At 64.3% G+C, this 24,417-nt stretch carries 23 protein-coding genes and 1 pseudogene; 18 read left to right on the top strand and 6 right to left on the bottom strand.

Translation table 11 applies throughout. The annotated features are described in order from the left end of the window. The first annotated feature begins 125 nt into the window (after positions 1 to 125). From CAF78_RS09920 to pdeM, 7 genes are all read left to right on the top strand, one after another. Positions 126 to 2,567 (top strand): penicillin acylase family protein, encoded by a 2,442-nt coding sequence (locus CAF78_RS09920; RefSeq protein WP_085675247.1) that lies wholly within the window; start codon positions 126 to 128, stop codon positions 2,565 to 2,567. Positions 2,568 to 2,677: 110 nt separating this feature from the next. Further along, complete coding sequence (locus CAF78_RS09915; protein WP_085675246.1) at positions 2,678 to 3,019, top strand: hypothetical protein; 342 nt, start codon at positions 2,678 to 2,680, stop codon at positions 3,017 to 3,019. A 105-nt stretch (positions 3,020 to 3,124) separates the two neighbouring features. Continuing rightward, positions 3,125 to 4,141, top strand: a complete 1,017-nt coding sequence (locus CAF78_RS09910; protein ID WP_085675245.1) for a ligase-associated DNA damage response exonuclease — start codon at positions 3,125 to 3,127, stop codon at positions 4,139 to 4,141. Further along, positions 4,138 to 5,796, top strand: a complete 1,659-nt coding sequence (locus CAF78_RS09905; protein ID WP_085675244.1) for an ATP-dependent DNA ligase — start codon at positions 4,138 to 4,140, stop codon at positions 5,794 to 5,796. Before CAF78_RS09910 ends, CAF78_RS09905 begins: the two co-directional genes overlap by 4 nt. Before the next feature lie 98 nt (positions 5,797 to 5,894). Continuing rightward, complete coding sequence (locus CAF78_RS09900) at positions 5,895 to 7,010, top strand: succinylglutamate desuccinylase/aspartoacylase family protein (RefSeq protein ID WP_085675243.1); 1,116 nt, start codon at positions 5,895 to 5,897, stop codon at positions 7,008 to 7,010. 68 nt (positions 7,011 to 7,078) lie between these two features. Continuing rightward, a complete protein-coding gene (locus CAF78_RS09895) occupies positions 7,079 to 9,529 on the top strand; it encodes a ligase-associated DNA damage response DEXH box helicase (protein ID WP_085675242.1) in 2,451 nt (816 codons plus the stop codon). Beyond that, the gene (gene pdeM / locus CAF78_RS09890) at positions 9,526 to 10,185 is read left to right on the top strand and encodes a ligase-associated DNA damage response endonuclease PdeM (RefSeq protein WP_085675241.1); all 660 of its coding nucleotides are present in this window, start codon (positions 9,526 to 9,528) and stop codon (positions 10,183 to 10,185) included. The genes CAF78_RS09895 and pdeM overlap by 4 nt, the downstream gene beginning before the upstream one ends. Here the strand turns inward: pdeM and CAF78_RS09885 are convergent, their stop codons facing one another. Both CAF78_RS09885 and dcd read right to left on the bottom strand, forming a co-directional pair. After that, on the bottom strand, positions 10,186 to 10,413 hold the full coding sequence (locus tag CAF78_RS09885; protein WP_085675240.1) for a hypothetical protein: 228 nt from the start codon (positions 10,411 to 10,413) through the stop codon (positions 10,186 to 10,188). A gap of 98 nt (positions 10,414 to 10,511) precedes the next feature. Continuing rightward, positions 10,512 to 11,078, bottom strand: coding sequence for a dCTP deaminase (dcd, locus tag CAF78_RS09880; RefSeq protein WP_008096785.1), 567 nt, complete (start codon positions 11,076 to 11,078; stop codon positions 10,512 to 10,514). A 328-nt stretch (positions 11,079 to 11,406) separates the two neighbouring features. On the opposite strand from dcd, the gene CAF78_RS09875 reads away from it, so the two are divergent. Further along, entirely contained in the window at positions 11,407 to 11,616 is a 210-nt protein-coding gene (locus CAF78_RS09875) for a cold-shock protein (protein WP_003254922.1), read from the top strand. 181 nt (positions 11,617 to 11,797) lie between these two features. On the opposite strand, the gene apbC is transcribed toward CAF78_RS09875, so the two are convergent. Then, on the bottom strand, positions 11,798 to 12,892 hold the full coding sequence (gene apbC / locus CAF78_RS09870) for an iron-sulfur cluster carrier protein ApbC (RefSeq protein ID WP_085675239.1): 1,095 nt from the start codon (positions 12,890 to 12,892) through the stop codon (positions 11,798 to 11,800). A gap of 156 nt (positions 12,893 to 13,048) precedes the next feature. On the opposite strand from apbC, the gene metG reads away from it, so the two are divergent. From metG to CAF78_RS28550, 8 genes and pseudogenes are all read left to right on the top strand, one after another. After that, positions 13,049 to 15,088, top strand: coding sequence for a methionine--tRNA ligase (metG, locus tag CAF78_RS09865; protein ID WP_085675238.1), 2,040 nt, complete (start codon positions 13,049 to 13,051; stop codon positions 15,086 to 15,088). Positions 15,089 to 15,176: 88 nt separating this feature from the next. Continuing rightward, positions 15,177 to 15,725, top strand: a complete 549-nt coding sequence (locus CAF78_RS09860) for an Rnf-Nqr domain containing protein (protein ID WP_085675237.1) — start codon at positions 15,177 to 15,179, stop codon at positions 15,723 to 15,725. After that, positions 15,722 to 16,381 (top strand): annotated as a pseudogene (locus CAF78_RS09855) (RnfABCDGE type electron transport complex subunit B); the annotation flags it as partial. The gene CAF78_RS09860 and the pseudogene CAF78_RS09855, both read left to right, overlap by 4 nt. A 1-nt stretch (position 16,382) precedes the next feature. Next, complete coding sequence (locus tag CAF78_RS09850; RefSeq protein ID WP_085675293.1) at positions 16,383 to 17,354, top strand: RnfABCDGE type electron transport complex subunit D; 972 nt, start codon at positions 16,383 to 16,385, stop codon at positions 17,352 to 17,354. Then, positions 17,351 to 17,953 (top strand): RnfABCDGE type electron transport complex subunit G, encoded by a 603-nt coding sequence (locus CAF78_RS09845; RefSeq protein WP_085675235.1) that lies wholly within the window; start codon positions 17,351 to 17,353, stop codon positions 17,951 to 17,953. Before CAF78_RS09850 ends, CAF78_RS09845 begins: the two co-directional genes overlap by 4 nt. Next, entirely contained in the window at positions 17,946 to 18,464 is a 519-nt protein-coding gene (locus tag CAF78_RS09840; RefSeq protein ID WP_085675234.1) for an Rnf-Nqr domain containing protein, read from the top strand. Before CAF78_RS09845 ends, CAF78_RS09840 begins: the two co-directional genes overlap by 8 nt. Positions 18,465 to 18,468: 4 nt before the next feature. Then, positions 18,469 to 19,107, top strand: coding sequence for an endonuclease III (gene nth / locus CAF78_RS09835; protein WP_085675233.1), 639 nt, complete (start codon positions 18,469 to 18,471; stop codon positions 19,105 to 19,107). Between the two features lie 104 nt (positions 19,108 to 19,211). Continuing rightward, complete coding sequence (locus CAF78_RS28550) at positions 19,212 to 19,388, top strand: PA3496 family putative envelope integrity protein (protein WP_027918964.1); 177 nt, start codon at positions 19,212 to 19,214, stop codon at positions 19,386 to 19,388. Positions 19,389 to 19,432: 44 nt separating this feature from the next. On the opposite strand, the gene CAF78_RS09830 is transcribed toward CAF78_RS28550, so the two are convergent. After that, positions 19,433 to 20,059 (bottom strand): response regulator transcription factor, encoded by a 627-nt coding sequence (locus CAF78_RS09830; RefSeq protein WP_085675232.1) that lies wholly within the window; start codon positions 20,057 to 20,059, stop codon positions 19,433 to 19,435. Positions 20,060 to 20,367: 308 nt separating this feature from the next. Between CAF78_RS09830 and CAF78_RS09825 the strand changes: the two genes are divergently transcribed. After that, positions 20,368 to 20,808 (top strand): hypothetical protein, encoded by a 441-nt coding sequence (locus CAF78_RS09825; RefSeq protein WP_085675231.1) that lies wholly within the window; start codon positions 20,368 to 20,370, stop codon positions 20,806 to 20,808. A 71-nt stretch (positions 20,809 to 20,879) separates the two neighbouring features. On the opposite strand, the gene CAF78_RS09820 is transcribed toward CAF78_RS09825, so the two are convergent. Together CAF78_RS09820 and CAF78_RS09815 are read right to left on the bottom strand one after the other, a co-directional pair. After that, complete coding sequence (locus tag CAF78_RS09820; protein WP_054885859.1) at positions 20,880 to 22,097, bottom strand: argininosuccinate synthase; 1,218 nt, start codon at positions 22,095 to 22,097, stop codon at positions 20,880 to 20,882. 138 nt (positions 22,098 to 22,235) lie between these two features. Next, complete coding sequence (locus CAF78_RS09815) at positions 22,236 to 23,204, bottom strand: OmpA family protein (RefSeq protein WP_085675230.1); 969 nt, start codon at positions 23,202 to 23,204, stop codon at positions 22,236 to 22,238. Between the two features lie 130 nt (positions 23,205 to 23,334). On the opposite strand from CAF78_RS09815, the gene pyrC reads away from it, so the two are divergent. After that, positions 23,335 to 24,381: a dihydroorotase gene (pyrC, locus tag CAF78_RS09810; RefSeq protein ID WP_085675229.1), complete on the top strand. Its 1,047-nt coding sequence runs from the start codon at positions 23,335 to 23,337 to the stop codon at positions 24,379 to 24,381. The last annotated feature ends 36 nt before the right edge of the window (positions 24,382 to 24,417 follow it).

Genomic DNA, 24,417 nt, shown 5'->3' with positions numbered 1-24,417 from the left:
CAGCGGCAATGACGGCGGTGCAGGTACCGCTGGTAAATAAAGCTCCACCGCACCTTGCACGGCGCCTGCGCGCTCACTACCTTAGCGCCTTTCGAACCCCGCCACGCCTTGCAGGAGCCCTTGTCATGGCCGCCCCCGTCCTTCCTCCCTTCCGCCCGCGGCTCAGCGCCGCCGCCACGCTGCTCGGCATGCTCGGGCTCGCCGGCTGCCAGATGGGGGGCTATCAGGACAGCGTGCCACCGACCACCGGCGTGCAGCCGCTCAAAGGCCTGGCGCAGAACGTCTCGGTCCGGCGCAACGCCATGGGCGCACCGCTGATCGAAAGCAGCAGCTTCCATGACGCCCTGTTCACCCTCGGCTATGTACATGCCGGCGATCGCATCGAGCAGATGCTCGCCATGCGCCTGCTCGCCCAGGGCCGCCTGGCGGAGCTGGCCGGCAGCGAAGCGCTGGACATCGACCGGCTGATGCGCGCGGCCAACCTCAAGCAGAACGCCGCCCAGCAGTACGCCGACGCCTCGCCACGCCTGAAGCGCTTCTTCGAGGTGTATGCCCGTGGGGTCAACGCCTACCTGTTCCGCTACCGCGACAAGTTGCCGGCCAACCTGGCCAGCAGCGGTTATCGCCCGGAATACTGGAAGCCTGAAGATTCGGCATTGATCTTCAACCTCTACGCCTTCAGCCAGTCGGTGAACCTGCAGGAAGAACTCAGCGCCCTGACCCTGGCGCAGAAGGTCGGCAACGACAAGCTGCCCTGGCTGCTGCCCGGCGCACCGGACGAACCCCTGGCTGACGCCGAGGTGGAAAAACTCAAGGGCCTGAACCTGGGCAGCCAGCTGCCAGGCCTGCCCGCATTGGCGGCGGCCAGCCAGAAACTCGCCGACCTTGACCTGCTCGGCAGCCCCGGTTCGGCCAACCTGGCGCTCGGCCCGCAACGCAGCCGCAGCGGCAAGAGCCTGCTGGCCAGCGACAGCCGCGCCGCCTGGGCCCTGAGCCCGGTACAGATCCACACGGGCAAGTACCAGGTCGCCGGCCTGTCACTGCCGGGCCTGCCGATCGTGCTGGCCGGCTACAATGGCAAGCTGGCCTGGAGCAGCAGCGCAGTGATGGCCGACAACCAGGACCTGTACCTGGAGCAGCTGCGTCATGCCGGCAGCCAGGTGACCTACCTGGCCGACGGCAAGTGGCTGCCGGCCCGGGCCCGCAGCGAAACCTTCTTTGTTCGCGGCCAGCGCCCACTGCGCGAAGTGATGTACGACACCCGCCACGGCACCCTGCTGCCCCAGGCAGGCAACGCCAGCCTGGGCCTGGCCCTGAGCCTGCCGCAGCTCAAGGGCGACCGCAGTCTCGATGCGCTGTTCGACCTGACCCGCGCACAGAACATCGAGCGCGCCTTCGACAGCACCCGTGAAGTCGCCACTGCCGCGCTCAACTTCGTCTTCGCCGAACCCGAACACATCGGCTGGCAAGTCAGCGGCCGCTACCCGAACCGCCGTGAAGGCCAGGGCCTGCTGCCGTCGCCGGGCTGGGACGGCCGTTATGACTGGGACGGCTATGCCGACCCGATGCTGCACCCCTATGACCAGGACCCACCGGCCGGCTGGATCGCCCACGCCAACCAGCGCAGCCTGCCGCGTGGCTACGGCATGCAGCTGTCCAGCACTTGGTACTACCCTGAACGCGCCGAGCGCCTGGGCCAGCTGGCCGGCAACGGCCGTCACGACAGCCGCAGCCTGATGGCCATGCAGAACGACCAGGTGACGCGGCTGGCCGACAAGCTCAAGCAGATGTTCGACGCCCCCGGCATGGCCCAGCCGCTCAAAAAGGCGATTGACGCGTTGCCTGCTGCCCAGCGCGACAAGGCGCGCGAGGCCCTTGCCCGACTGAAGGCCTTCGATGGCCGCCTGAGCCCGGTGTCGGCGGATGCCGCGTTGTACGAACTGTTCCTCCAGGAGGTGGCCCGGCAGACCTTCCTCGACGACCTCGGGCCGGAGTCAAGTCCGGCTTGGCAAGCGTTCGTCAGCAACGCCCGCCTGTCGTACTCGGCCCAGGCCGACCACCTGCTGGGCCGCGACGACAGCCCGTTCTGGGACGATCGCAATACCCCGCAAAAGGAAGACAAACCCGCCATCCTGGCCCGCAGCCTGGCCGCTTCGGTGGATGCCGGCACCGCGCAACTGGGCAGCGACCGCCGTGCCTGGCAGTGGGGCAAGCTGCACCAGTATCGCTGGCCGGCCCCTGCCTACCACGGGCTGGGCGATGCGCTGAACCGCTCGCCGCTGGCCGCCGGTGGCGACTTCACCACCCTGGCCCTGACCCCTTACGCCTGGGGCAGCGATTTCGACACCCGCCTGCCGGCCTCGGCGCGGATGATCGTCGACTTCGGCCAGGCCGAGCCGCTGCAGATACTGACCAGCAATGGCCAGTCGGGCAACCCGGCCAGTTCGCATTACAGCGACGGCCTGGATGCCTGGTTCAAGGGGCGGTTCATGAGCCTGCCCCTGCAGCCGCAGAATTTCGGGCGGGCCTATGGCAGCCAGCGGTTGACGTTGGTGCCAGGCCGCTAGCGGTCAGAGTTCCTTCTGATCACCTGTGAGCCCGGTGCTTAGCATCCTGTCGTACTGCGTTCGCCCGTCGGCAAGCGCAGCACGACTCAACCCAAAAAAGGATGACTAGCATGAGCAGCGAAACCCTCAAGATCGAAATCTCCTGGCCAGCATCGATGGCCGTTCCCGCAGGCGCGACCGTCAATGCGCAACTGTGGGTTGGCAATGCCAGCGCTGGCTACAGCATGATCGGCGAACTGGATGCCTCGGCAGACGCTGTCAGCTCGCCGACCACGCTGGAAATCCCCTACAGCCCGGACGACCTGCAGTCCTCGGACGGCGACACGACCTGGGATCACTTCCACACATCCCCTTACCTGGCACACGACGGCAAGCGCCTGAACATCAGTTATTCCGAAAAGATCAGCATTGCCGATGCCAAGGCCAATGGCTGGAAGATAACCCTGCGCTAAGCGTTCGAGGCGCCGGCCCTGTGCCAGGGCTGGCGCCTGACATCACCCGAACTTCCCTCACCCGATGACGTTCTCAACTGGTAAGCCCTCTGCCCAGGCACTGCCATGGACCTCGTCATCGCTCGCCCCGAAGGCCTGTACTGCCCACCCGGCAACTTCTACATAGACCCCTGGCGCCCGGTCGACCGCGCCGTGATCACCCATGGTCATGGTGACCATGCACGCACCGGCAACCGCCACTACCTGACCGCCGCCCCCGGCGCGGGCATCCTGCGCAGCCGCCTGGGCCAGGACATCGACCTGCAGACCTTGCCCTACGGCGAGCAGATCCGGCACCACGGCGTCACCCTCAGCCTGCACCCGGCCGGCCATGTGCTGGGTTCGGCACAGGTGCGCCTCGAGTACCAGGGCGAAGTCTGGGTTGCCTCGGGTGATTACAAAGTCGAGCCTGACGGGACCTGCGCAGCCTTCGAACCGGTGCGCTGCCATACCTTCATCACCGAGTCCACGTTCGGCCTGCCCATCTACCGCTGGCCCAGCCAGGCGAATATCCTTGCCGGGATCAATGCCTGGTGGCGCAGCAACAGTGAGCAAGGCAAAGCCAGCGTGCTGTTCTGTTATGCCTTCGGCAAGGCGCAGCGAATTCTCCATGGCCTGGCCCCGGACATCGGGCCGATCCTCGTCCACGGTGCTGTCGAGCCACTGAACCGGGTCTACCGCGAAGCCGGTGTGTACTTGCCAGCCACCCGCTATGCCGGTGACGTGCCGCGCAACGACCCGCTGATGCGTCAGGCGTTGGTCCTGGCGCCACCCTCTGCCGCAGGTAGCAGCTGGATGCGCCGTTTCGGCGAATACAGCGATGCCTTTGCCAGCGGCTGGATGCTGCTGCGTGGTACACGGCGAAGGCGCGGTGTGGACCGCGGCTTCGTGCTTTCCGACCACGCCGACTGGCCGGGGCTGCTGTGGGCCATCGGCCAGACCGGTGCCGAGCGGGTGATGGTCACCCACGGCTCGGTCAATGTGCTGGTGCGCTACCTCAACGAACAGGGCCTGGATGCCCGCGCCTTCGTCACCGAATACGGCGAAGAGGATGACACCACGGTCACGGAGCCTGAGGCATGAAAGCCTTTGCCGAACTGTACCTGCGCCTGGACGCCACCACCTCCAGCAATGCCAAGCTCGAAGGCCTGCGCGACTATTTTGCTGCAGCGCCGGCCGAGGATGCGGCGTGGGCCGTCTATTTCCTTGCTGGCGGGCGCCCTCGCCAGCTGGTGCCGACCCGCGTGCTGCGCGAGCTGGCCATGGCACTGGCGGGGTTGCCCGAATGGTTGTTCGAAGAGAGCTACCAGGCCGTGGGCGACCTGGCCGAGGCCATCTCGCTGCTGTTGCCCGAAGCCCCCCATGCCAGCGACGAGGGCCTGGCATACTGGGTCGAGGCCCACCTGCTGCCTTTGCGCGGTTTGCCTGCTGAAGAAGTCCAGCAGCGCCTGCCTCCCTTGTGGGCACAACTGGACCGCCCCAGCCTGATGCTGTGCCTGAAGCTGATCACCGGCAGTTTTCGCGTCGGGGTGTCCAAGCTACTGGTCACCCGCGCCCTGGCACAACTGGCCGGGCTGGATGCCAAACGCGTGGCCCAGCGGCTGGTCGGTTACACCGATATCGGCCACCGTCCAACGGCCGCCAGCTACCTCAAGCTGATCGCCGAAGAATCCGCTGACGAACATAGCCAGCGCGGTGGCCAACCTTACCCCTTCTTCCTGGCCCACGCCCTGCAGGCCCCGTCGGAACAGTTCGAAGCGCTGCTCGGCCCCCCCGCTGCATGGCAGATCGAGTGGAAGTGGGATGGCATCCGCGCCCAGGTCGTCAAGCGCGATGGCCAGCTGTGGGTCTGGTCACGGGGCGAAGAGCTGGTCACCGAGCGCTTCCCCGAACTGCATGTCTTGGCCGAAAGCTTGCCGGACGGCACGGTGCTCGACGGCGAAATCCTGGTCTGGAAGCCTGGCATCGATGCCAGCGTACCCGCAGTACAGCCATTCGCCGTGCTGCAGCAACGCATTGGCCGCAAGACCCTGGGCAAGAAGCTGCTGGCCGACGCGCCGGTGGTACTCCAGGCCTACGACGTGCTGGAGTGGCAAGGCGAGGACTGGCGCAACCGCCCGCAGCATGAGCGGCGCCAGCAATTGCAGCGCCTGGTGGCCGAGTACCCTTTGGCCCCGCTGTTGCTTTCACCGCTGCTCGAAGGCAATGACTGGAACGAGCTGGCCCGGCAACGCGAACAGTCGCGAAACCTTGGCGTGGAGGGGTTGATGCTCAAGCAGCGTGAGGCGTTGTATGGCGTGGGCCGAACCAAGGACATGGGGCTGTGGTGGAAGTGGAAAATCGACCCGTTCAGCGTCGATGCCGTACTGATCTATGCCCAGCGCGGCCATGGTCGCCGTGCCAGCCTCTACAGCGACTACACCTTCGCGGTGTGGGACGCGCCCCCCGGCACGCCCGAACGCACGCTGGTGCCCTTCGCCAAGGCTTATTCGGGGCTCAGCGACGAAGAGATGCGCAAAGTGGATGCGATCATCCGCAAGACCACGGTGGAAACCTTCGGGCCGGTACGTAGCGTCACGCCGACCCTGGTGTTCGAGCTGGGCTTCGAGGGCATTGCGCTGTCCAAGCGCCACAAGAGTGGTATCGCCGTCAGGTTTCCGCGGATGTTGCGCTGGCGCCTGGACAAGCCGGTCGATGAAGCCGATGACCTGGCAAGCCTGCAGGCATTGCTGGTCTGAAAGAAGGCAACGCGGTGAGGCGCGACAACGGAAATTATGCTTCTATCTTTGAGCCGACCCGTGTCGCAGACCGTTTTCGCCACGCAGCCAGGACCACCATGCACCATTCGACTCACGACCTGCTCTCGCCCGTACCGGGTATTACCCGCCAGTTGCACAGTTTCCACTTTGGCCCACGGGGTGGCGCCAAGGTGTATATCCAGGCTTCACTGCATGCCGACGAACTGCCCGGCATGCTGGTCGCCTGGCACCTCAAGCGCCGCCTGGCCGAGCTGGAGCAGCAAGGTCGCCTGCTGCGCGAGATCATCCTGGTACCGGTGGCCAACCCGGTTGGCCTCGAGCAGGTGATGCTGGATGCCCCGCTGGGCCGTTTCGAACTGCAAAGCGGCGAGAACTTCAACCGTAACTTCGTCGACCTGTCTGACAGCATCGGCGACCAGATCGAAAGCCACCTGACCCAGGACCCGGCCCACAACCTGGCATTGATCCGCGAGTACCTGCGTCGCGGCCTGGATGCCCACCCGGCGCACACGCCATTGCAGTCCCAGCGCCTGACCTTGCAACGGCTGGCCTGCGATGCTGACCTGGTGCTGGACCTGCACTGTGACTTCGAGGCTGTCGAACACCTCTACACCACCCCTGAGGCCTGGCCACAGGTCGAGCCGCTGGCCCGTTACCTGGGTGCCCGGGCCAGCCTGCTGGCCACCGACTCCGGTGGCCAATCGTTCGACGAGTGCTTCAGCCTGGTCTGGTGGCAGCTGCAACAGCGCTTCGGCAAGCGCTACCCGATCCCGCAGGGCAGCATTGCTGTGACCGTCGAGCTGCGCGGCCAGGCCGATGTCAGCCATGACCTGGCCAGCCAGGACTGCCAGGCGATTCTCGACTACCTGACCCACGCGAGCGTCATCGAAGGCACCGCCGCCCCACTGCCGGAGCTGACACGCCCGGCCACACCGCTGGCCGCCGTCGAACCCGTGGCCGCGCCCCTTGGCGGGCTGCTGGTGTACCACGCCCGCCCCGGCCAGCACCTGGAAGCCGGGCAACTGATCGCTGAGGTCATCGACCCGATCAGCGACCGGGTAACGGCCGTGCGCAACAGCCACCCCGGCCTGCTCTACGCCCGCAGCGTGCGCCGCATGGCCACGGCCGGCATGGTCATCGCCCATGTCGCCGGTGAACAGGTGCTACGCAGCGGCTACCTGCTGGCCAACTGATCGGTTAAAACCAATGCCGGTGGCGAGTGGTCTGTAGAAGCACAGCCCATTCAGGACCGCTCGCCCCTATGCCCGCCTCTGCCGACCTCGCCAATGCCTGGTTCACTGCCCGCGGCTGGAAGCCTTTCGCTTTCCAGCGCCAGGTATGGGCGGCGGTCGGGCGCGGTGAGTCCGGGCTGCTGCATGCCAGTACCGGAGCTGGCAAGACCTATGCAGTCTGGCTGGCAGCGTTGCGTGCCTTCTCCCAACCCGTCTCCGCGCGCCAACCCGCCGCGCTGCAGGTGCTCTGGGTCACCCCCATGCGCGCACTGGCCGCCGATACCGCGCGCGCCCTGCAAACGCCACTGGATGAGCTCGGCCTGAACTGGACGGTCGGCGTGCGCAGTGGCGACACCGGCAGCGCCGAACGCGCTCGCCAGGCCCGACGCCTGCCAAGCACCCTGATCACCACACCGGAAAGCCTGACCCTGCTGCTGACCCGGGCGCAAGCCAGTGATGACTTCGCCAGCCTGCGCCTGGTGGTGGTGGATGAATGGCACGAACTGCTCGGCAACAAGCGCGGGGTGCAGCTGCAACTGGCCCTGGCCCGCCTGCGCCGCTGGCATCCGGGCCTGATGACCTGGGGCTTGTCGGCCACGCTCGGCAATCTGCCACATGCACTCGAGGTGCTGCTTCCGGGGGGCGGCCAGTTGGTGAAAGGCCGCCAGGACAAGCAGCTGGTGGTCGATACCTTGCTGCCCGCTGCCATCGAGCGCTTCCCATGGGCCGGTCACATGGGCCTGAAGATGCTCGACCAGGTTGCCGATGAGCTCGACGCCAGCAGCAGCAGCCTGGTGTTCACCAACACCCGTGCACAAGCCGAACTCTGGTACCAGGCCTTGCTGGACGCCCGCCCCGATTGGGCCGGGCAAATTGCCTTGCATCATGCCTCGCTGGCCCGGGCGACCCGCGACTGGGTCGAGCAGAGCCTCAAGCAGGGCACACTCAAGGCCGTCATCTGCACCTCCAGCCTGGACCTGGGGGTGGACTTTCTGCCGGTCGAGCGGGTGCTGCAGATCGGTTCGGCCAAAGGCATCGCCCGCCTCATGCAGCGCGCCGGGCGCTCTGGGCATGCGCCGGGGCGCCGCTCGCGCGTCACTCTGGTACCCACCCATAGCCTGGAGCTGGTGGAAGCTGCCGCCGCCCGCGCCGCACTGTCGGCCGGCCATATCGAAGCGCGCCGCTCGCCGCGCCTGTGCCTGGACGTACTGGTCCAGCACCTGGTCAGCATGGCGCTGGGCAGCGGCTTTCGCCCTGCTGAGCTGCTCGCGGAAGTCCGCAGCACCTGGGCTTTCCGTGACCTGCTCGACAGCCAGTGGCAATGGGCGCTCGACTTCGTCAATCACGGTGGCCACGCCTTGACGGCGTACCCTGATTATCAGCGTGTCGAGGCGCACCCCGACGGGATTTGGCGGGTGGCCAGCGAACGCCTGGCGCGGCGTCAGCGCATGGGCATCGGCACCATCGTCAGCGACGCCAGCCTGCAGCTCAAGTACTGGAGCAAGGGTGGCGGCGGCAAGCACCTGGGCAGTGTCGAGGAAGCCTTCATTGCCCGCCTGCGCCCTGGCGATACCCTGGTGTTTGCCGGGCGGGTGCTGGAATTGGTACGGGTAGAAGGCATGACCGCCTATGTGCGCCGCAGCACCGCACGCAAAGCCGCCGTGGCGCGCTGGAATGGCGGGCGCATGCCGCTGTCCAGCGAACTGGCCGACGCATTGGTCGAGCAACTCGATGCCGCCGCGCACGGGTACTACATCGGCCCGGAGATGCAGGCCGTGAGGCCACTGCTGGGCGTACAGTCGCAGTGGTCGGCCTTACCCACCAGCGCCACGCTGCTGGCCGAAACCCTGGGATCGCGCCAGGGATCGCACCTGTTCCTCTACCCCTTCGCCGGGCGCATGGCCAACCTGGGCCTGGCCAACCTGATTGCCTGGCGGGTGAGCCGGGTACAGCCACTATCGGTGTCCATCGCAGTGAACGACTATGGTTTCGAGCTGCTCAGCCCCGGCAGCGTGGATTGGGCCAGTTGCCTGCCGCAGGCGCTGTCTGGCGACAACCTGCTGGAGGACGTGCTGGCCAGCCTGAACGCTGGCGAAATGGCGCTGAGGCGTTTTCGCGAAATCGCCCAGATCGCCGGGCTGGTATTCGGCGGCTACCCGGCCGCGCAGAAGAGCACACGGCAGATTCAGGCCTCCAGCGGGTTGTTCTACGAGGTTTTCCGCAAACACGATGCCGGCAACTTGCTGCTAGGCCAGGCGCGCGATGAAGTGCTGAGCGAAGAGCTGGAAATCGAGCGGCTGCACCGCCAATTGCTCAAGATGCAGCACCTGAAACTGGACCTGCGCCCGCTGCAACGGCCTGGCCCGTTGGCATTTGCCCTGCTGGTCGAGGGCATGCGCGAGACCTTGAGCACGGAAAAGCTGGCGGACCGCATCGCGCGCATGGTGGCCGACCTGGAAAAAGCGGCAAACCGGCCATGAACAGCTACCTGCCCATCGAGCACTGTGGCGAAACGCTCTGGCTGTTACCGGACAAGGCCATCTACTGGCCAGCCCGGCGCGCCCTGCTGGTGGCCGACGTCCATATCGGCAAGGCGGCCAGTTACCGAGCCTTGCATCAACCGGTGCCGCGTGGCACCACGGCCATTACCCTGGCACGCCTGGATGCGCTGCTGAACCAGCATGACTGCGAGCAGTTGATCATCCTCGGGGACTTTCTTCATGCGCGCGCTGCGCACTCACCCGACATTCTGGCCAGCCTGTCCACATGGAGAAAACGCCATGGCACGCTGAAGGTCGTGCTGGTGCGCGGCAACCATGATCGCCACGCCGGTGACCCGCCTGCGGCGCTGGCTATCGAGGTGAAAGACCAACCGTTGCTGCTGGAACCCTTCGCCCTGCAGCATGAACCCGTGCCACATCCCAGCCACCCGGTACTGGCCGGGCATGTGCATCCGGTGTACATACTGCGTGGGCGGGCACGCCAACGGCTCAGGCTGCCGTGCTTCCTGATCGATGCTCAGGTCAGCCTGCTGCCGGCGTTCGGTGAATTCACCGGGGGGTGGTTGGTCGAGCCAGGCCTGGGCGCCCGCGTTTACCTCGCCGGAGGCGATCAGGTCTGGGCAGTTGCCAACTGATCAGGCGACCGGGGCAGGTGGTGGCTCATCGGGAAGGGTGGGCTCACCCGGCTCCATCGGCGGCTGTTCACCGGGCTCTGGCGGTTGCGGCGTATCGGGATCAGGCTGGTGCGGCACGCCGCCGGCCTGCATGGGCAGCGGGTGCGCCAGCAGTGACCATGCCAGCAACCCGATCTGGTTGGGCTGCAGTACAGCCAGCTTCGCACTGATTGCGGGGTTGAGTTTCATTGGCAGCTCCTGACGAGGGCCGACACGCTTCATGCGTACCGGCACTGTTCAAAACGTTGGAGTGCCACCCGGGAAACTAATTCCCCGCGCTCGTCGGATCAGGTGCGTGGCAAGGTGACGCCGCGCTGCCCCTGATACTTGCCGCCACGATCCTTGTAGGACACTTCGCACTCTTCATCGGACTCGAGGAAGAGCATCTGCGCCACGCCTTCGTTGGCGTAGATCTTCGCCGGCAGCGTGGTGGTGTTGGAGAATTCCAGGGTCACGTGGCCTTCCCACTCCGGCTCGAGCGGGGTGACGTTGACGATGATCCCGCAACGGGCGTAGGTGCTCTTGCCGAGGCAGATGGTCAGCACGTTGCGCGGGATGCGGAAGTACTCGACGGTGCGGGCCAGGGCGAAAGAGTTAGGCGGGATGATGCAGACGTCGCTCTTGACGTCGACGAAGCTGCCGGCGTCGAAATTCTTCGGGTCGACGGTGGCCGAGTTGATGTTGGTGAACACCTTGAATTCATCGGCGCAGCGCACGTCGTAGCCGTAGCTGGAGACGCCGAAGGAGATGACCCGGCTGTCTTGCTCGCCGCGCACCTGGCGCTCGACGAACGGTTCGATCATGCCGTGTTCCTGCGCCATGCGGCGAATCCACTTGTCCGATTTGATGCTCATGGCGGGGGTGTCCTGAAGAGTTGCGAGGGGAAAATCCAGACGCGCATCTTACCGGTCCCGGCGCCAGGGTTAAAGTTCCAAGCCACATCCCGCGCCGGACGGGGGCTGCAGCCGCCGTCGATCCGAATTTGCGTAAAGCGTTCACAGACCATTGGCAGCTCGTGGAAAGTGGGGTAAGGTGGCGCCACTGTGCTGCACGTGACACCGAGAATCTCTAGTTTGATGCACGATCCTGATCGGCCCATCGCTGAATTTTCTGCTCTCTTTGCGCTCAGTCCCGGCCAGGGTTTTTCCTGACCGTTATCAAATTGTCCAAGGAGACAGAAAAATGTCCAACCGTCAATCCGGTGTTGTTAAGTGGTTCAACGATGAGAAAGGCTACGGCTTCATCACCCCTCAGTCGGGCGACGACCTGTTCGTGCACTTCAAAGCCATCCAAGCTGACGGCTTCAAAACCCTGAAAGAAGGCCAGGCTGTTACTTTCGTCGCTACCCGCGGCCAGAAAGGCATGCAGGCTGAAGAAGTTCAGATCGCCTAAGTCGATCTCAGCTTCCTGGCTTTCAAAAAAACCCGCCTTCTGGCGGGTTTTTTTATGCCTGACCGAAATACCGGGTCTCCTGCTTCGCGGGCAAGCCCGCTCCCACAGGGGCTGCAAAAGGCTTGAAACCTACGCGATCCCTGTGGGAGCGGGTTTACCCGCGAAGCAAGCAGCGCGGCCTTCAGTCCTCGCTGATGGTAATGCTCGGCATCGCCGGCGCCGCCGCTTCCTGCAGCACGATCCGTGCGCCCACCTGGCGAGCCAGCTCCTGGTAGACCATGGCAATCTGGCTTTCCGGCTCGGCGATCGCCGTCGGCTTGCCGCTGTCGGCCTGCTCGCGGATCAGCATCGACAGTGGCAGCGAAGCCAGCAGGTCGACGCCGTACTGCGCCGCCAGCTTCTCGCCACCGCCTTCACCGAACAGGTGCTCGGCATGGCCGCAGTTCGAGCAGATGTGCACGGCCATGTTCTCCACCACGCCCAGCACAGGGATATTGACCTTGCGGAACATCTCCACGCCCTTCTTGGCATCCAGCAGGGCCAGGTCCTGAGGTGTGGTGACGATTACCGAACCGGCCACCGGCACCTTCTGCGCCAGGGTCAGCTGGATATCGCCGGTACCCGGCGGCATGTCGATGACCAGGTAATCCAGGTCGTCCCAGGCAGTCTGGGTCACCAGCTGCAGCAACGCACCGGACACCATCGGCCCGCGCCAGACCATCGGTGTGTTGTCATCGGTGAGGAACGCCATCGACATCACTTCCACACCATGGGCCTTGATCGGCACGAACCACTTCTGTTCGCGGATCTGCGGGCGGGTGCCCTCGGCGATCCCGAACATCACGCCCTGGCTGGGGCCATAGATGTCGGCATCGAGAATGCCCACGCGGGCGCCTTCGCGGGCCAGGGCCAGGGCCAGGTTGGCGGCGGTGGTCGACTTGCCGACCCCGCCCTTGCCCGAGGCCACGGCAATGATGTTCTTGACGTTGGCCATGGCCGGCACCTGGGCCTGGGCCTTGTGCGCGGCGACCACGCAATCGACCGACACCTGGGCCGAACCGACGCCGTCGAGGTTCTCGATCGCGGTCTGCAGCACCTGGGCCCAGCCGTTCTTGAACAGGCCGGCGGCATAGCCCAGCTGCAACTGCACAGCGACCTGACCGCCCTGGATGTCGATGGCGCGCACGCAACCGGCGCTGACCGGGTCCTGGTTCAGGTAGGGGTCGGTGTACTGGCGAAGCACGCCTTCGACGGCGGCACGGGTTACGGCACTCATGGACACTCCCATTGGCAAACTGAGTACGAAACAGACGCCTATCCTAACCCGTCAATCGTCAGCAGATGCGTGCTTGGGGTGAAATATCTTCGCCGGCCCTTTATAGTGGCCGATCACCCTCATTTTTACCCGAGCCAGATAAGTAGCCGAGCCACCATGTCCGAGCCACGTCAGATTCTCGTTACCAGCGCCCTGCCCTATGCCAATGGATCCATCCACCTTGGCCATATGCTGGAGTACATCCAGACGGACATGTGGGTGCGCTTCCAGAAGCTGCGCGGCAACCAGTGCATCTACGTCTGCGCCGACGATGCCCACGGTTCGGCCATCATGTTGCGTGCCGAGAAGGAAGGCATCACCCCGGAGCAGCTGATCGCCAATGTCCAGGCCGAGCACAGCGCCGACTTCGCCGACTTCCTGGTGGATTTCGACAACTTCCACTCCACCCACAGTGACGAAAACCGTGAGCTGTCGGGCCTGATCTACGGGCGCCTGCGTGACGCCGGGCACATCGCCACCCGTTCGGTGACCCAGTATTTCGACCCCGAGAAGGGCATGTTCCTCGCCGACCGTTTCATCAAGGGCACCTGCCCGAAATGCGCGGCTGAAGACCAGTACGGCGACAACTGCGAAAAATGCGGCGCCACCTACGCCCCGACCGAACTGAAGAACCCGAAGTCGGCGATCTCCGGTGCCACCCCGGTACTGCGCGACTCCCAGCATTTCTTCTTCAAGTTGCCGGACTTCCAGGCCATGCTGCAGCAGTGGACCCGCAGCGGCACCCTGCAGGACGCCGTGGCCAACAAGCTCGCCGAATGGCTGGATTCGGGCCTGCAGGAGTGGGACATCTCGCGTGATGCGCCGTACTTCGGCTTCGAGATCCCGGGCGAGCCGGGCAAGTACTTCTATGTCTGGCTGGACGCGCCGATCGGCTACATGGCCAGCTTCAAGAACCTCTGCGCGCGCCGCCCGGGGCTGGACTTCGACGCATTCTGGAACGAAGGCTCCAAGGCCGAGCTGTACCACTTCATCGGCAAGGACATCGTCAACTTCCACGCCCTGTTCTGGCCCGCCATGCTCGAAGGCGCCGGTTTCCGCAAACCGACTGCGGTGAACGTGCACGGCTACCTGACCGTCAACGGCGCGAAGATGTCGAAGTCGCGCGGCACCTTCATCAAGGCCCGCACCTACCTCGACCACCTGCAGCCGGAATACCTGCGCTACTACTACGCCTCCAAGCTTGGCCGTGGCGTCGATGACCTCGACCTGAACCTCGAGGACTTCGTGCAGAAGGTCAACTCCGACCTGGTCGGCAAAGTGGTCAACATCGCCAGCCGTTGCGCTGGTTTCATCCACAAGGGCAATGCCGGCGTGATGGTCGCTGGCGACGCTGCGCCGGAGCTGACCGAGGCCTTCCTCGCTGCCGCCCCGTCGATCGCCGAGGCCTATGAAGGCCGCGACTTTGGCCGTGCCATGCGCGAAATCATGGCCCTGGCCGACCGTGCCAACGCCTGGATCGCCGACAAGGCGCCCTGGTCGCTGGCCAAGCAGGAAGGCAAGCAGGACGAAGTCCAGGCCATCTGCGCCCAGGGCATCAACCTGTTCCGCCAGCTGGTGATCTTCCTCAAGCCAGTGCTGCCGCTGCTCGCTGCCGATGCCGAGGCGTTCCTCAACGTCGCGCCGCTGACCTGGAACGACCATCAGTCGCGCCTGGAGAACCACCCGCTCAACCCGTTCAAGGCACTGATGAGCCGTATCGAACCGGCCAAGGTCGAAGCCATGGTCGCCGCCAGCAAGGAAGACCTGCTGGCCGCCGAAGCCCAGGCGCCAGCCGGCAATGGCGAGCTGGCCAAGGATCCGCTGTCGGCCGAGATCGAGTTCGACACCTTTGCCGCCGTCGACCTGCGCGTCGCGCTGATCGTCAAGGCCGAGGCCGTAGCGGGCGCCGACAAGCTGCTGCAGCTGACGCTGGACATCGGTGACGAGCGCCGCAACGTGTTCTCCGGCATCAAGTCGGCTTACCCGGACCCCTCCAAGCTTGAAGGCCGCCTGACCATGATGGTGGCCAACCTCAAGCCACGGAAGATGCGCTTTGGCATGTCCGAAGGCATGGTCATGGCGGCCGGCCCTGGCGGCGAAGAGATCTACCTGCTCAGCCCTGACAGCGGCGCCAAGCCAGGTCAGCGCATCAAGTAACCCCCCTGCCCCGGCCTCACCGCCGGGGCAGTTCCATCTGCTGCGCCAATGCCGGACGATCCAGGCGATTCCGGCTATCGTCATTCACATGAACGACACCATGCTGATCCTGGCCAGCGCTGCGCTAGTCAGCCACCTGCTCTTGCAACAACAGCCGTTGAGCCGGCTGCGCCTGCACGTGTGCGGCCTGGCAGGCGCCCTGTCGATAGCACTCGGGGTAGCCGGCGGGCAAATGCTCGAACGACTGGTGGTAGTGCCCTGGCATCTACAGGACCTGCGCCTGTTCCTGCTGCTGCCCTGGCTGGGGTTGCTGGCATGGGGCGTGCCGCAAGGGCTGGCAAGGCTACGCCCGCAATGGCCCACCGGGCACCTTGCGCTGCCATTGCTGGGCAATGCTCTGCTGCTGGGCCTTGCCCTGCAAATGGCAGGAGACAGCGCCACGCCGCTGGCCACGGTGAGCGGGGCAATAGTGGCTGGCCTGGGCTTCTGGCTTGCACTGGCGCTGTTCGACGACCTGCACCAGCGCAGCCAGCACGCTGAAGTGCCCGTTGCGCTGCGCGGCCTGCCCATCACATTGATCGGTACAGGTGTCATGGCCCTGGCGTTCTCGGGATTCAACGGATTATTCACGCAATGAACTTGATTCAACGCATCGACGCCCTGTTGCCGCAAACCCAGTGCGGCAAATGCGGCCACAACGGTTGCCGGCCCTACGCCGAAGGCCTGGCGGCGGGCGAAGCCATCAACAAATGCCCGCCAGGCGGCAGTGAAACCATCGCCGCCCTGGCCGTGCTGCTCGAGGTACCGCTGCTTGAGCCTGACCCGCAGCGGGGTAGCGCACCGCCCCAGGTGGCGTACATTCGCGAAGCCGAGTGCATCGGTTGCACCAAATGCATCCAGGCCTGCCCGGTGGATGCCATCATCGGTGCCGCCAAGCTGATGCACACGGTCATCGCCAGCGAATGCACCGGCTGTGACCTTTGCCTGGCTCCCTGCCCGGTCGATTGCATCGACATGCGCCCGCTGCCGGCGACCGTGGTGCCGATTGTCAGCGGCCTGGCCCACACACCCGAGCAACTGCAAGCCCGCCGCCAGCGCCGAGATCATGCGCGCCAGCGCCACGAACAGCGAAATGCCCGCCTGCAACGCGACATCGCGCGCCGCGAAGCGCAACGCCTGGCACGGGCCGATGCCGCAAAAGGCGCGGCAGACCCGATCAAGGCCGCCCTCGAGCGGATCAAGGCGCAAGAAAGCGCTGCTGCCGATGCTGCGCAGACCGCAGCCGGGCGCGACCATGGCAAGCCCTGACCCACGGTTACGCAAGGCCATGGGCCTGGTGCTGCTGGCCTGCATACCCGGCTTGCTCACGGCGTTCTGGACGCAAGGCTGGGGCGTGCTGTTCAGCCTGCTGTTGTGTGCCAGTTGTGCCTTGGGCTGCGAAGCGGCACTGCTGGCTGTACGCCGCCAGCCCGTATTGCCAGCATTGAACGATGGCAGTGCGTTGGTGACTGCCGTGCTGCTGGCCATCGCCCTGCCGGCTGCGGCGCCCTGGTGGCTGCCGGTGACAGCGGCAGGCATTGCCATCGGCGTCGGCAAGCAGGCTTTTGGCGGAGTCGGCCGCAACCTGTTCAACCCAGCGATGGTCGGTTATGCCTTTGTGCTGCTCAACTTTCCACTGCAAATGACCCACTGGCCCAACCAGGCCCTCGGCCTCATCGATAGCCTGCAACTGCTGTCTGGCAGTGGCGGCCAGATCGATGCGTGGGCGGGGCCGACCCTTCTCGACGGCCTGCGTCACAACCGCAGCCTGACCATCGACGAACTGTTTGCCAGCCACCCTGGCTTTGGCAGTTTCGGCGGCCGCAACAGCGAGCAGGTGAACCTGGCACTGCTGTTTGGCGGGCTGTTTCTCTTGCAGCGCAAGGTCATCAGCTGGCATGCCCCGGCAGGCCTGCTGGCCGGCTTGTTCCTGTTCAGCCTGCTGGCCTGGAACGGCTCCGGCTCGGATTCGAACGGCTCGCCCCTGCTGCACCTGTTCAGCGGCTCGACCATGCTGGCGGCGTTCTTCATCGCCACGGAGCCGGTGTCCGGCCCCAAGGCCAACCTGGCCAGGTTGTTGTTCGGCTTTGGCGCAGGCACGCTGATCTACCTGATTCGCACCTGGGGCAGCTACCCGGATGGCACGGCATTCGCCATCCTGTTGATGAACCTGGCGGCGCCCGCGCTGGATCGGTTCGCCTTGCGGCGACCGCAGGTCCTGCCATGATCGCGCCCGTTCGCAGCACTTTACTGTTACTGGCTGTCGGTGCTTCGGCACTGGCAGTGACGCTGGCCTGGCAACACTGGACCCGCCCCACCATTGCCGATGCCGAGCGCCAGTTGCAGGCAAGCCAGTTCCTCGCGGCCCTGCCAGCGCAAAGCTACGACAACCACCCGCTGGACAGTGCGTTGCCATTGCCAGCCGACCAGCCACTTCACAGCAAGGTACTCGCCGCCTATCGCGCAACCCACGGCGCTTCGCCAACCGCCATCGTGCTGGTGAGCCAGGTACAGGGCTATGCCGGCCCTATCAGGCTGATCATTGCCATCGCCGCCGATGGCCGCCTGATCGGCACCCGGGTGGTCGAACAGCAGGAAAGTCCTGGGCTGGGCGGCCAGATTGCCGATCCGCAGTCTGGCTGGCTGGCGCAGTTTGCCAGGCATGGCCCTGACGATCGTTGGGCGATCAGGCGCGACCAGGGCGAGTTCGACCAGTTGGCCGGTGCTACGGTGACGTCTCGGGCAGTCATCGAAGCCCAGCAGGAAGCCTTGCGCTATTTTGACCAGCATCGCAGCGAACTGCTCGGAGCCCCCGGCCATGAATAGATTCTGCTTGCTTGTAACCGGCCTGGCGCCGCTGCTTGGCGCGACCCGAAGCTTCCCTCAAACGGTGGCTCTGGGCGTGTGCATGCTCGTGCTGGTGCTTCTGCACCAAGCCTTGCTATGCCCGCTGAGGGCAACGCTCAGTGGCGCAAAATACTGGCTGGCAAGCCTGCTGCTGCTGGCTGCGCTTGCCAGCTGCCTGCAACTGGCGCTGCGTGCCTGGGCATTGCCGCTGGCACTGACGCTTGGCTATTTCCCAGCGCTGATCTGCCTGCAATGCCTTGCCATCGACGCACTGCTGCCAAGCGCAGGGCGCTGGCGCCAGCTGTTGCTTCATTTGACCGGGCTGCTGCTTGCCTGCCTGCTGCTGGGTGCCGGCCGCCAATGGCTGGATCAGGTCGCCGGCATGCACCTGGCCAACTTGCCACCAGGCGCACTGCTACTGCTCGGCGCGCTGCTGGCCTTGTACAATTGGCTACGCCCCACCCTCACACGTCGTCAAGGAAAGCGTTGACCCCATGAATGCCGCCAAACGCCTGGAGATCTTTCGCAGGCTGCACGAAGACAATCCCGACCCAAAGACGGAATTGGCTTACACCACCCCTTTCGAGCTCCTGGTTGCCGTGACGCTTTCCGCTCAGTCCACCGATGTCGGCGTCAACAAGGCCACCGCGCGCCTGTTCCCGGTCGCCAATACGCCGCAAGCCATCCATGCGCTCGGTGTCGCGGGACTGAGCGAATACATCAAGACCATCGGCCTCTACAACAGCAAGGCCAAGAATGTCATCGAGGCGTGCCGCCTGTTGATCGAGCGCCATGGCGGCGAAGTCCCGCAGACCCGTGAAGCACTGGAGGCGTTACCGGGTGTTGGCCGCAAGACCGCCAACGTGGTGCTCAACACCGCCTTCCGCCAGCCAGCCATGGCCGTGGACACGCATATCTTCCGGGTCAGCAACCGCACCGGCATCGCACCTGGCAAGACCGTGCTCGAGGTCGAAAAGAAACTGCTCAAGTTCGTCCCCAGGGATTATCTGCTCGACGCCCACCACTGGCTCATCCTGCATGGCCGCTACGTTTGCCAGGCACGCAAGCCACGTTGCGGCAGCTGCCGCATCGAAGACCTCTGCGAATACAAGCACAAGACCTCGGACGATTGAGCCAATAGCAAAAACAGCTGCATCGCGATTGAAAAAATCTTTTTTACCGGACTTCGCTTTCTCGCTATAAGGACGGCCAATGGCCCATTGGCTTGGAGCGACTCATGAGTACCGATAAAGACGACCTGTCGATCGAAGATGACTTTGCCACCGCTGACGACGAAGCGGAGCCCCAGGTGGAAACCGCGAAGACCAACCTGAGCAAGCGTCGCACCATAGACAACCTCCTCGAAGAGCGGCGCCTGCAACGGCAACTCGCCGATTTCGATTACGACCTGTAACGTCACACCAAGCCTCCTTCACGGAGGCTTGGTGCATGCCAGGCTCAGTTCAGGCCGTGCCGCCGGGCCAGTTCGATCAGGTCCACCAGTGAGTGGGCATTGAGCTTCAGTAGCAGGCGGGTCTTGTAGGTGCTGACCGTCTTGTTGCTGAGAAACATGCTGTCGGCTATCTCCTTGTTCGACCGCCCCCGCGCAAGCTGCTGCAGCACCATCATCTCCCTTGCCGACAGGCGTTCGACCATGTCCGCCTCGCTTGCGCCCCCCACCCGGCCAAGCGACTTGTGCAATGCCTGGTTCGGGAAATAGCTGTAACCAGAGAGCACTGCCTTGATGGCACTGAGCAGTTCGGTGAGTTCCTGCTGCTTGCACACGTAGCCTGAAGCCCCCGCCTGCATGCAGCGCATGGAGAAATGCCCAGCTGCCTGGGAAGTCAGTACCAGAACCCGGCTGCCGGGGCTGGCGCTAGCCATACGGGCAATGACCTCCAACCCGTCGAGCTTGGGGATGCCGATATCGAGCACGACGATATCGGGCAGGTGTTCGCGAGTGAGCTGCAAGGCCGCTATGCCGTTGTCGGTTTCCGCGACAACATCGTACCCATGCCGCTCCATCAGCATGCGCACTGCCAAGCGTATGACCGGATGATCATCCACGATAAGGACTTTATTCATGCGATATCCATCATTCGTTATTTTGCTTTGACGACTGGCTCACCTTAACCGAGCAGAACGTTCAATAGCGCGCCCATTCCCCGCATAAATAGCCGAATAGATGAACCTTACGTCAGCTTGGGAATTTTCCTACAAGAAAAAATTTACAGCTTCTTTGCGAAAGTGCTTACGAGCGTGCGAGTGCACAATGATCGATCTTGCGCACGTCTTCGCCCCCCTCGACAAGTTCGATCACCCGGAAAAAGTCCACAATTTAGTTGAGGCGCCCAGTAGGTTATTGATAGGCAGCACATGCAGGAGGCAATGACATGACCGATAACCAACCTGTTGCTCCGTTGACGATAATCGCCATCTTCGCTGGCATCATCGAAGCTTCTGCTTTGGCAACCTTGCCTTTTCTCAGCGAGAAAAGTCAGACGTACTACACTTGGTTCCTCGTGGGTTTTCCCTTCTTCCTCACCGCTCTGTTCTTCCTCACCCTGAACTTCAACTACAAGTCCTTCTACAAGCCAGCCACGGCCGAGCAGAAGAGCATGCCCGAACAAGCGGGGCGCTCCGATACGCCAGAAACTGTAACCATGATGTTTTCCGGCCCTGACGCGCAGAAACAGATACAACAACATGTCATGCAAGCCATGGCCCAGCCGCATGCCGAGAACAGGCAGTGGCGCTTGTGCAATATGGATCTGCACCAATGTGTCGTTCTTTCGACTACTGGCGTGCCTGAGGACTTGTCCCATGGACATTGATCAAGGCACGCGCCAGCGGCAAAAAAAACCCCGGCCTGAGCCGGGGTTCATTTGCCAAGTCAGCCTGATGCTCAGAGCATCCCGCGGCCCTTGTTGGCAGCGATGCGCATGCGCAGCGCATTGAGCTTGATGAAGCCCGCGGCATCGGCCTGGTTGTAGGCGCCGCCGTCTTCTTCGAAGGTCGCGATGTTGGCATCGAACAGCGAATCGTCCGACTTGCGGCCAACCACGATGACGTTGCCCTTGTACAGCTTCAGGCGCACGACGCCGTTCACGTTGACCTGCGAAGCGTCGATCATCTTCTGCAGCATCAGACGCTCCGGGCTCCACCAGTAGCCGGTGTAGATCAGGCTGGCGTACTTCGGCATCAGCTCGTCTTTCAGGTGAGCGACTTCGCGGTCCAGGGTGATCGACTCGATGGCGCGGTGGGCCTTGAGCATGATGGTGCCGCCAGGGGTTTCGTAGCAGCCGCGGGACTTCATGCCCACATAACGGTTCTCCACGATGTCCAGGCGGCCGATACCGTTGGCGCCGCCGATGCGGTTCAGTTCGGCAAGCACGGTGGCCGGGGTCATGTCGACGCCGTCGATGGCGACGATGTCACCATTGCGGTAGGTCAGCTCGATGTAGGTAGCCTGGTCCGGGGCGTTCTCTGGCGAGACGCTCCAGCGCCACATGTCTTCTTCGTGCTCGGTCCAGGTATCTTCCAGGACACCGCCTTCGTAGGAGATGTGCAGCAGGTTGGCGTCCATCGAGTACGGCGACTTCTTCTTGCCGTGGCGCTCGATCGGGATACCGTGCTTCTCGGCGTAGTCCATCAGCTTCTCGCGGGACAGCAGGTCCCACTCGCGCCACGGGGCGATGACCTTGACGCCTGGTTTGAGGGCGTAGGCACCCAGCTCGAAGCGGACCTGGTCGTTACCCTTGCCGGTAGCGCCGTGGGAAATGGCGTCGGCGCCGGTCTCGTTGGCGATCTCGATCAGGCGCTTGGCGATCAGCGGGCGGGCGATGGAAGTACCCAGCAGGTACTCGCCTTCGTAGACGGTGTTGGCGCGGAACATCGGGAAGACGAAATCACGCACGAACTCTTCGCGCAGGTCGTCGATGTAGATCTCTTTTACGCCCATCGCCTGGGCTTTGGCGCGAGCCGGCTCCACTTCTTCGCCCTGACCCAGGTCAGCGGTGAAGGTCACCACTTCGCAGTTGTAGGTATCCTGCAGCCACTTGAGAATCACCGAAGTATCAAGGCCGCCGGAATACGCCAGTACGACCTTTTTTACGTCCGCCATGCCATCACTCCACGGGGTTGTACGGAAAGGGATCGATTCTACCGGCGTTGCGGATAAATTTACAGTGGGGCGACAGCTTCTGACGACAAAGCGACAGGAACTGTCAGCGGCGCGACGCGGGGTGGAGACGAGAAACGGTCAGGGTGCCTTCGCCCCCGACGCAGCCGGTGCCGGTGCCGGTGCCGGTGCCGCAGCGGCAGGCGGGATGGCGGGTGCCGGTTGCTGAACCGGCTGCGCCGCAGGCTTCTCCACCGCAGCCACCCGATCCAGTTCGATGTTCACCCGCCGGTTACGCGCCCGATTGGCCGGGCTGTTGTTCTTCACCAGCGGATAGCGCTCGCCATGGAAGCGCACGACGATCTGTTCTTCCGGCACACCATGGGCCTTGAAGTAATCGGCAACGGCCAATGCCCGACGCCGCGACGTGTCGCGATTGGTCAGGCGATTTCCACTGTTGTCGGAATGGCCGTTGAGTTCGATGTGGTTCACCGTCGGGTCGGCCTTGAGGTAATCAAGGATCACATCCAGCCGCGCACGGGCATCGGCGTCAAGGTCGTAGCCACCGCCCGGGAAGCCAACCTGGGTCTGGCGGACCTGGTCATAGTTCATCGGCAGCATCTTGCTGGCGCAGGCCTGATAGTCGCTGTACGCCTTGGCGAAGCTCACCGGCAGCACGCGCACTTCCATTGCCCGCCCGCCTTCGCCGGTGTAGTTGCGCACGACCGTGCTGCGGCCATCGAGCAGGCCGTTGATCAGGCGGCTGGCCTGGCTCTGCGACGAACTGAACAGCACGCCGCTGCGGGCCATGCGCACGGCACCGAGGTTCACATCACCGCGGCCCGGCTGCCAAGGGGCAGCCGCAGCCAGCAAGGTGGCCGAGCCTGCGCCCAGCACATTGCTGTGCGAACGTAGCTGGAACACCGGCTGCTCACCCGCCTTGCGCACGAACTCGCCGCTGCCGAAACCGTCGATCGGCTGGATCAGGCGGCATTCGAACTGGTCACCCTCGACTTTCCAGGCGACATTCTCCATGCGGGTCTGGAAGGTCAGTGCGCCGGCCGGCAGGCTGGCGACAAGGGTCAACAGGGCTAGGTAACGCTGGCGCACGGGCGGCTCCACAAATTCTGACGGCTTACAGGCAGGCTATCGGACGCTTGCCGGAAAACTTGATAGCCGTGCTCGGACCGGGGTTTTCCGGTAGCATTGGGGCCTGAGTTCGACCCGCCTGGAATTCCCAATGTCCGATCGCCTGACCCTCCTGCGTCCCGACGACTGGCACATCCATCTGCGCGATGGTGCCGTCCTGCCCCATACCGTTGGCGATGTGGCGCGTACTTTCGCCCGTGCCATCATCATGCCCAACCTGGTTCCGCCGGTACGCAATGCCGTCGAAGCCGGTGCCTACCGCGAGCGCATCCTTGCTGCCCGCCCGGCTGGCAGCCGCTTTGAACCGCTGATGGTGCTGTACCTCACCGACCGCACCAGCCCCGAGGACATCCGCGCGGCCAAGGCCAGCGGTATCGTCTACGCCGCCAAGCTGTACCCGGCCGGCGCGACGACCAACTCCGACTCGGGCGTGACCAGCATCGACAACATCTTCCCGGCCATCGAGGCGCTGGCTGAAGTCGGCATGCCGCTGCTGGTGCACGGTGAAGTGACCCGCAGCGAGATCGACGTGTTCGACCGCGAGAAGCGCTTCATCGACGAGCACATGCGCCGCCTGGTCGAACGCTTCCCGACCCTGAAAGTGGTGTTCGAACACATCACCACCGGTGATGCCGCGCAGTTCGTCACCGAGGCCCCGGCCAACGTCGGCGCCACCATCACTGCCCAGCACCTGCTGTACAACCGCAACCACATGCTGGTCGGCGGTATCCGCCCGCACTTCTATTGCCTGCCGATCCTCAAGCGCAACACCCACCAGGTGGCGCTGCTGGACGCGGCCACCAGCGGCAACCCGAAGTTCTTCCTCGGCACCGACTCGGCCCCCCACGCCCGTCACGCCAAGGAAGCCGCCTGCGGTTGCGCCGGCTGCTACACCGCCTACGCCGCCATCGAGATGTACGCCGAGGCGTTCGAACAGCGCAATGCGCTGGACAAGCTGGAAGGCTTCGCCAGCCTGCACGGCCCGGCTTTCTATGGCCTGCCGGCGAACACCGACACCATCACCCTGGTCCGCGAAGAATGGACCGCCCCGGACAGCCTGCCATTTGGCGAGCAGACCGTGATCCCGCTGCGCGCCGGTGAAAAACTGCGCTGGCGCCTGCTGGAGGACAACGCGTGAGCGAAGACCTCTACGAAGACGACCAGGACGGTCAGG

The sequence above is a fragment of the Pseudomonas sp. R28(2017) genome, from assembly GCF_002112505.1.
In the GTDB taxonomy this organism is placed as follows: Bacteria; Pseudomonadota; Gammaproteobacteria; order Pseudomonadales; family Pseudomonadaceae; genus Aquipseudomonas.
The sequence above is the reverse complement of the archived record's forward strand: the minus strand, read 5'-3'. Positions and strand labels throughout refer to the sequence as shown.

Coding starts and splice junctions, on each gene's coding strand:
- CAF78_RS09895 (WP_085675242.1), top strand. CDS start 7,079: ATGCCCGCCTCTGCCGACCTCGCCAATGCCTGGTTCACTGCCCGCGGC.
- CAF78_RS09905 (WP_085675244.1), top strand. CDS start 4,138: ATGAAAGCCTTTGCCGAACTGTACCTGCGCCTGGACGCCACCACCTCC.
- CAF78_RS28550 (WP_027918964.1), top strand. CDS start 19,212: ATGAGTACCGATAAAGACGACCTGTCGATCGAAGATGACTTTGCCACC.
- metG (WP_085675238.1), top strand. CDS start 13,049: ATGTCCGAGCCACGTCAGATTCTCGTTACCAGCGCCCTGCCCTATGCC.
- CAF78_RS09850 (WP_085675293.1), top strand. CDS start 16,383: ATGGCAAGCCCTGACCCACGGTTACGCAAGGCCATGGGCCTGGTGCTG.
- CAF78_RS09840 (WP_085675234.1), top strand. CDS start 17,946: ATGAATAGATTCTGCTTGCTTGTAACCGGCCTGGCGCCGCTGCTTGGC.
- CAF78_RS09875 (WP_003254922.1), top strand. CDS start 11,407: ATGTCCAACCGTCAATCCGGTGTTGTTAAGTGGTTCAACGATGAGAAA.
- CAF78_RS09825 (WP_085675231.1), top strand. CDS start 20,368: ATGACCGATAACCAACCTGTTGCTCCGTTGACGATAATCGCCATCTTC.
- CAF78_RS09860 (WP_085675237.1), top strand. CDS start 15,177: ATGAACGACACCATGCTGATCCTGGCCAGCGCTGCGCTAGTCAGCCAC.
- CAF78_RS09885 (WP_085675240.1), bottom strand. CDS start 10,413: ATGAAACTCAACCCCGCAATCAGTGCGAAGCTGGCTGTACTGCAGCCC.
- CAF78_RS09915 (WP_085675246.1), top strand. CDS start 2,678: ATGAGCAGCGAAACCCTCAAGATCGAAATCTCCTGGCCAGCATCGATG.
- CAF78_RS09920 (WP_085675247.1), top strand. CDS start 126: ATGGCCGCCCCCGTCCTTCCTCCCTTCCGCCCGCGGCTCAGCGCCGCC.
- CAF78_RS09830 (WP_085675232.1), bottom strand. CDS start 20,059: ATGAATAAAGTCCTTATCGTGGATGATCATCCGGTCATACGCTTGGCA.
- pdeM (WP_085675241.1), top strand. CDS start 9,526: ATGAACAGCTACCTGCCCATCGAGCACTGTGGCGAAACGCTCTGGCTG.
- dcd (WP_008096785.1), bottom strand. CDS start 11,078: ATGAGCATCAAATCGGACAAGTGGATTCGCCGCATGGCGCAGGAACAC.
- pyrC (WP_085675229.1), top strand. CDS start 23,335: ATGTCCGATCGCCTGACCCTCCTGCGTCCCGACGACTGGCACATCCAT.
- CAF78_RS09820 (WP_054885859.1), bottom strand. CDS start 22,097: ATGGCGGACGTAAAAAAGGTCGTACTGGCGTATTCCGGCGGCCTTGAT.
- CAF78_RS09910 (WP_085675245.1), top strand. CDS start 3,125: ATGGACCTCGTCATCGCTCGCCCCGAAGGCCTGTACTGCCCACCCGGC.
- CAF78_RS09900 (WP_085675243.1), top strand. CDS start 5,895: ATGCACCATTCGACTCACGACCTGCTCTCGCCCGTACCGGGTATTACC.
- CAF78_RS09845 (WP_085675235.1), top strand. CDS start 17,351: ATGATCGCGCCCGTTCGCAGCACTTTACTGTTACTGGCTGTCGGTGCT.
- nth (WP_085675233.1), top strand. CDS start 18,469: ATGAATGCCGCCAAACGCCTGGAGATCTTTCGCAGGCTGCACGAAGAC.
- apbC (WP_085675239.1), bottom strand. CDS start 12,892: ATGAGTGCCGTAACCCGTGCCGCCGTCGAAGGCGTGCTTCGCCAGTAC.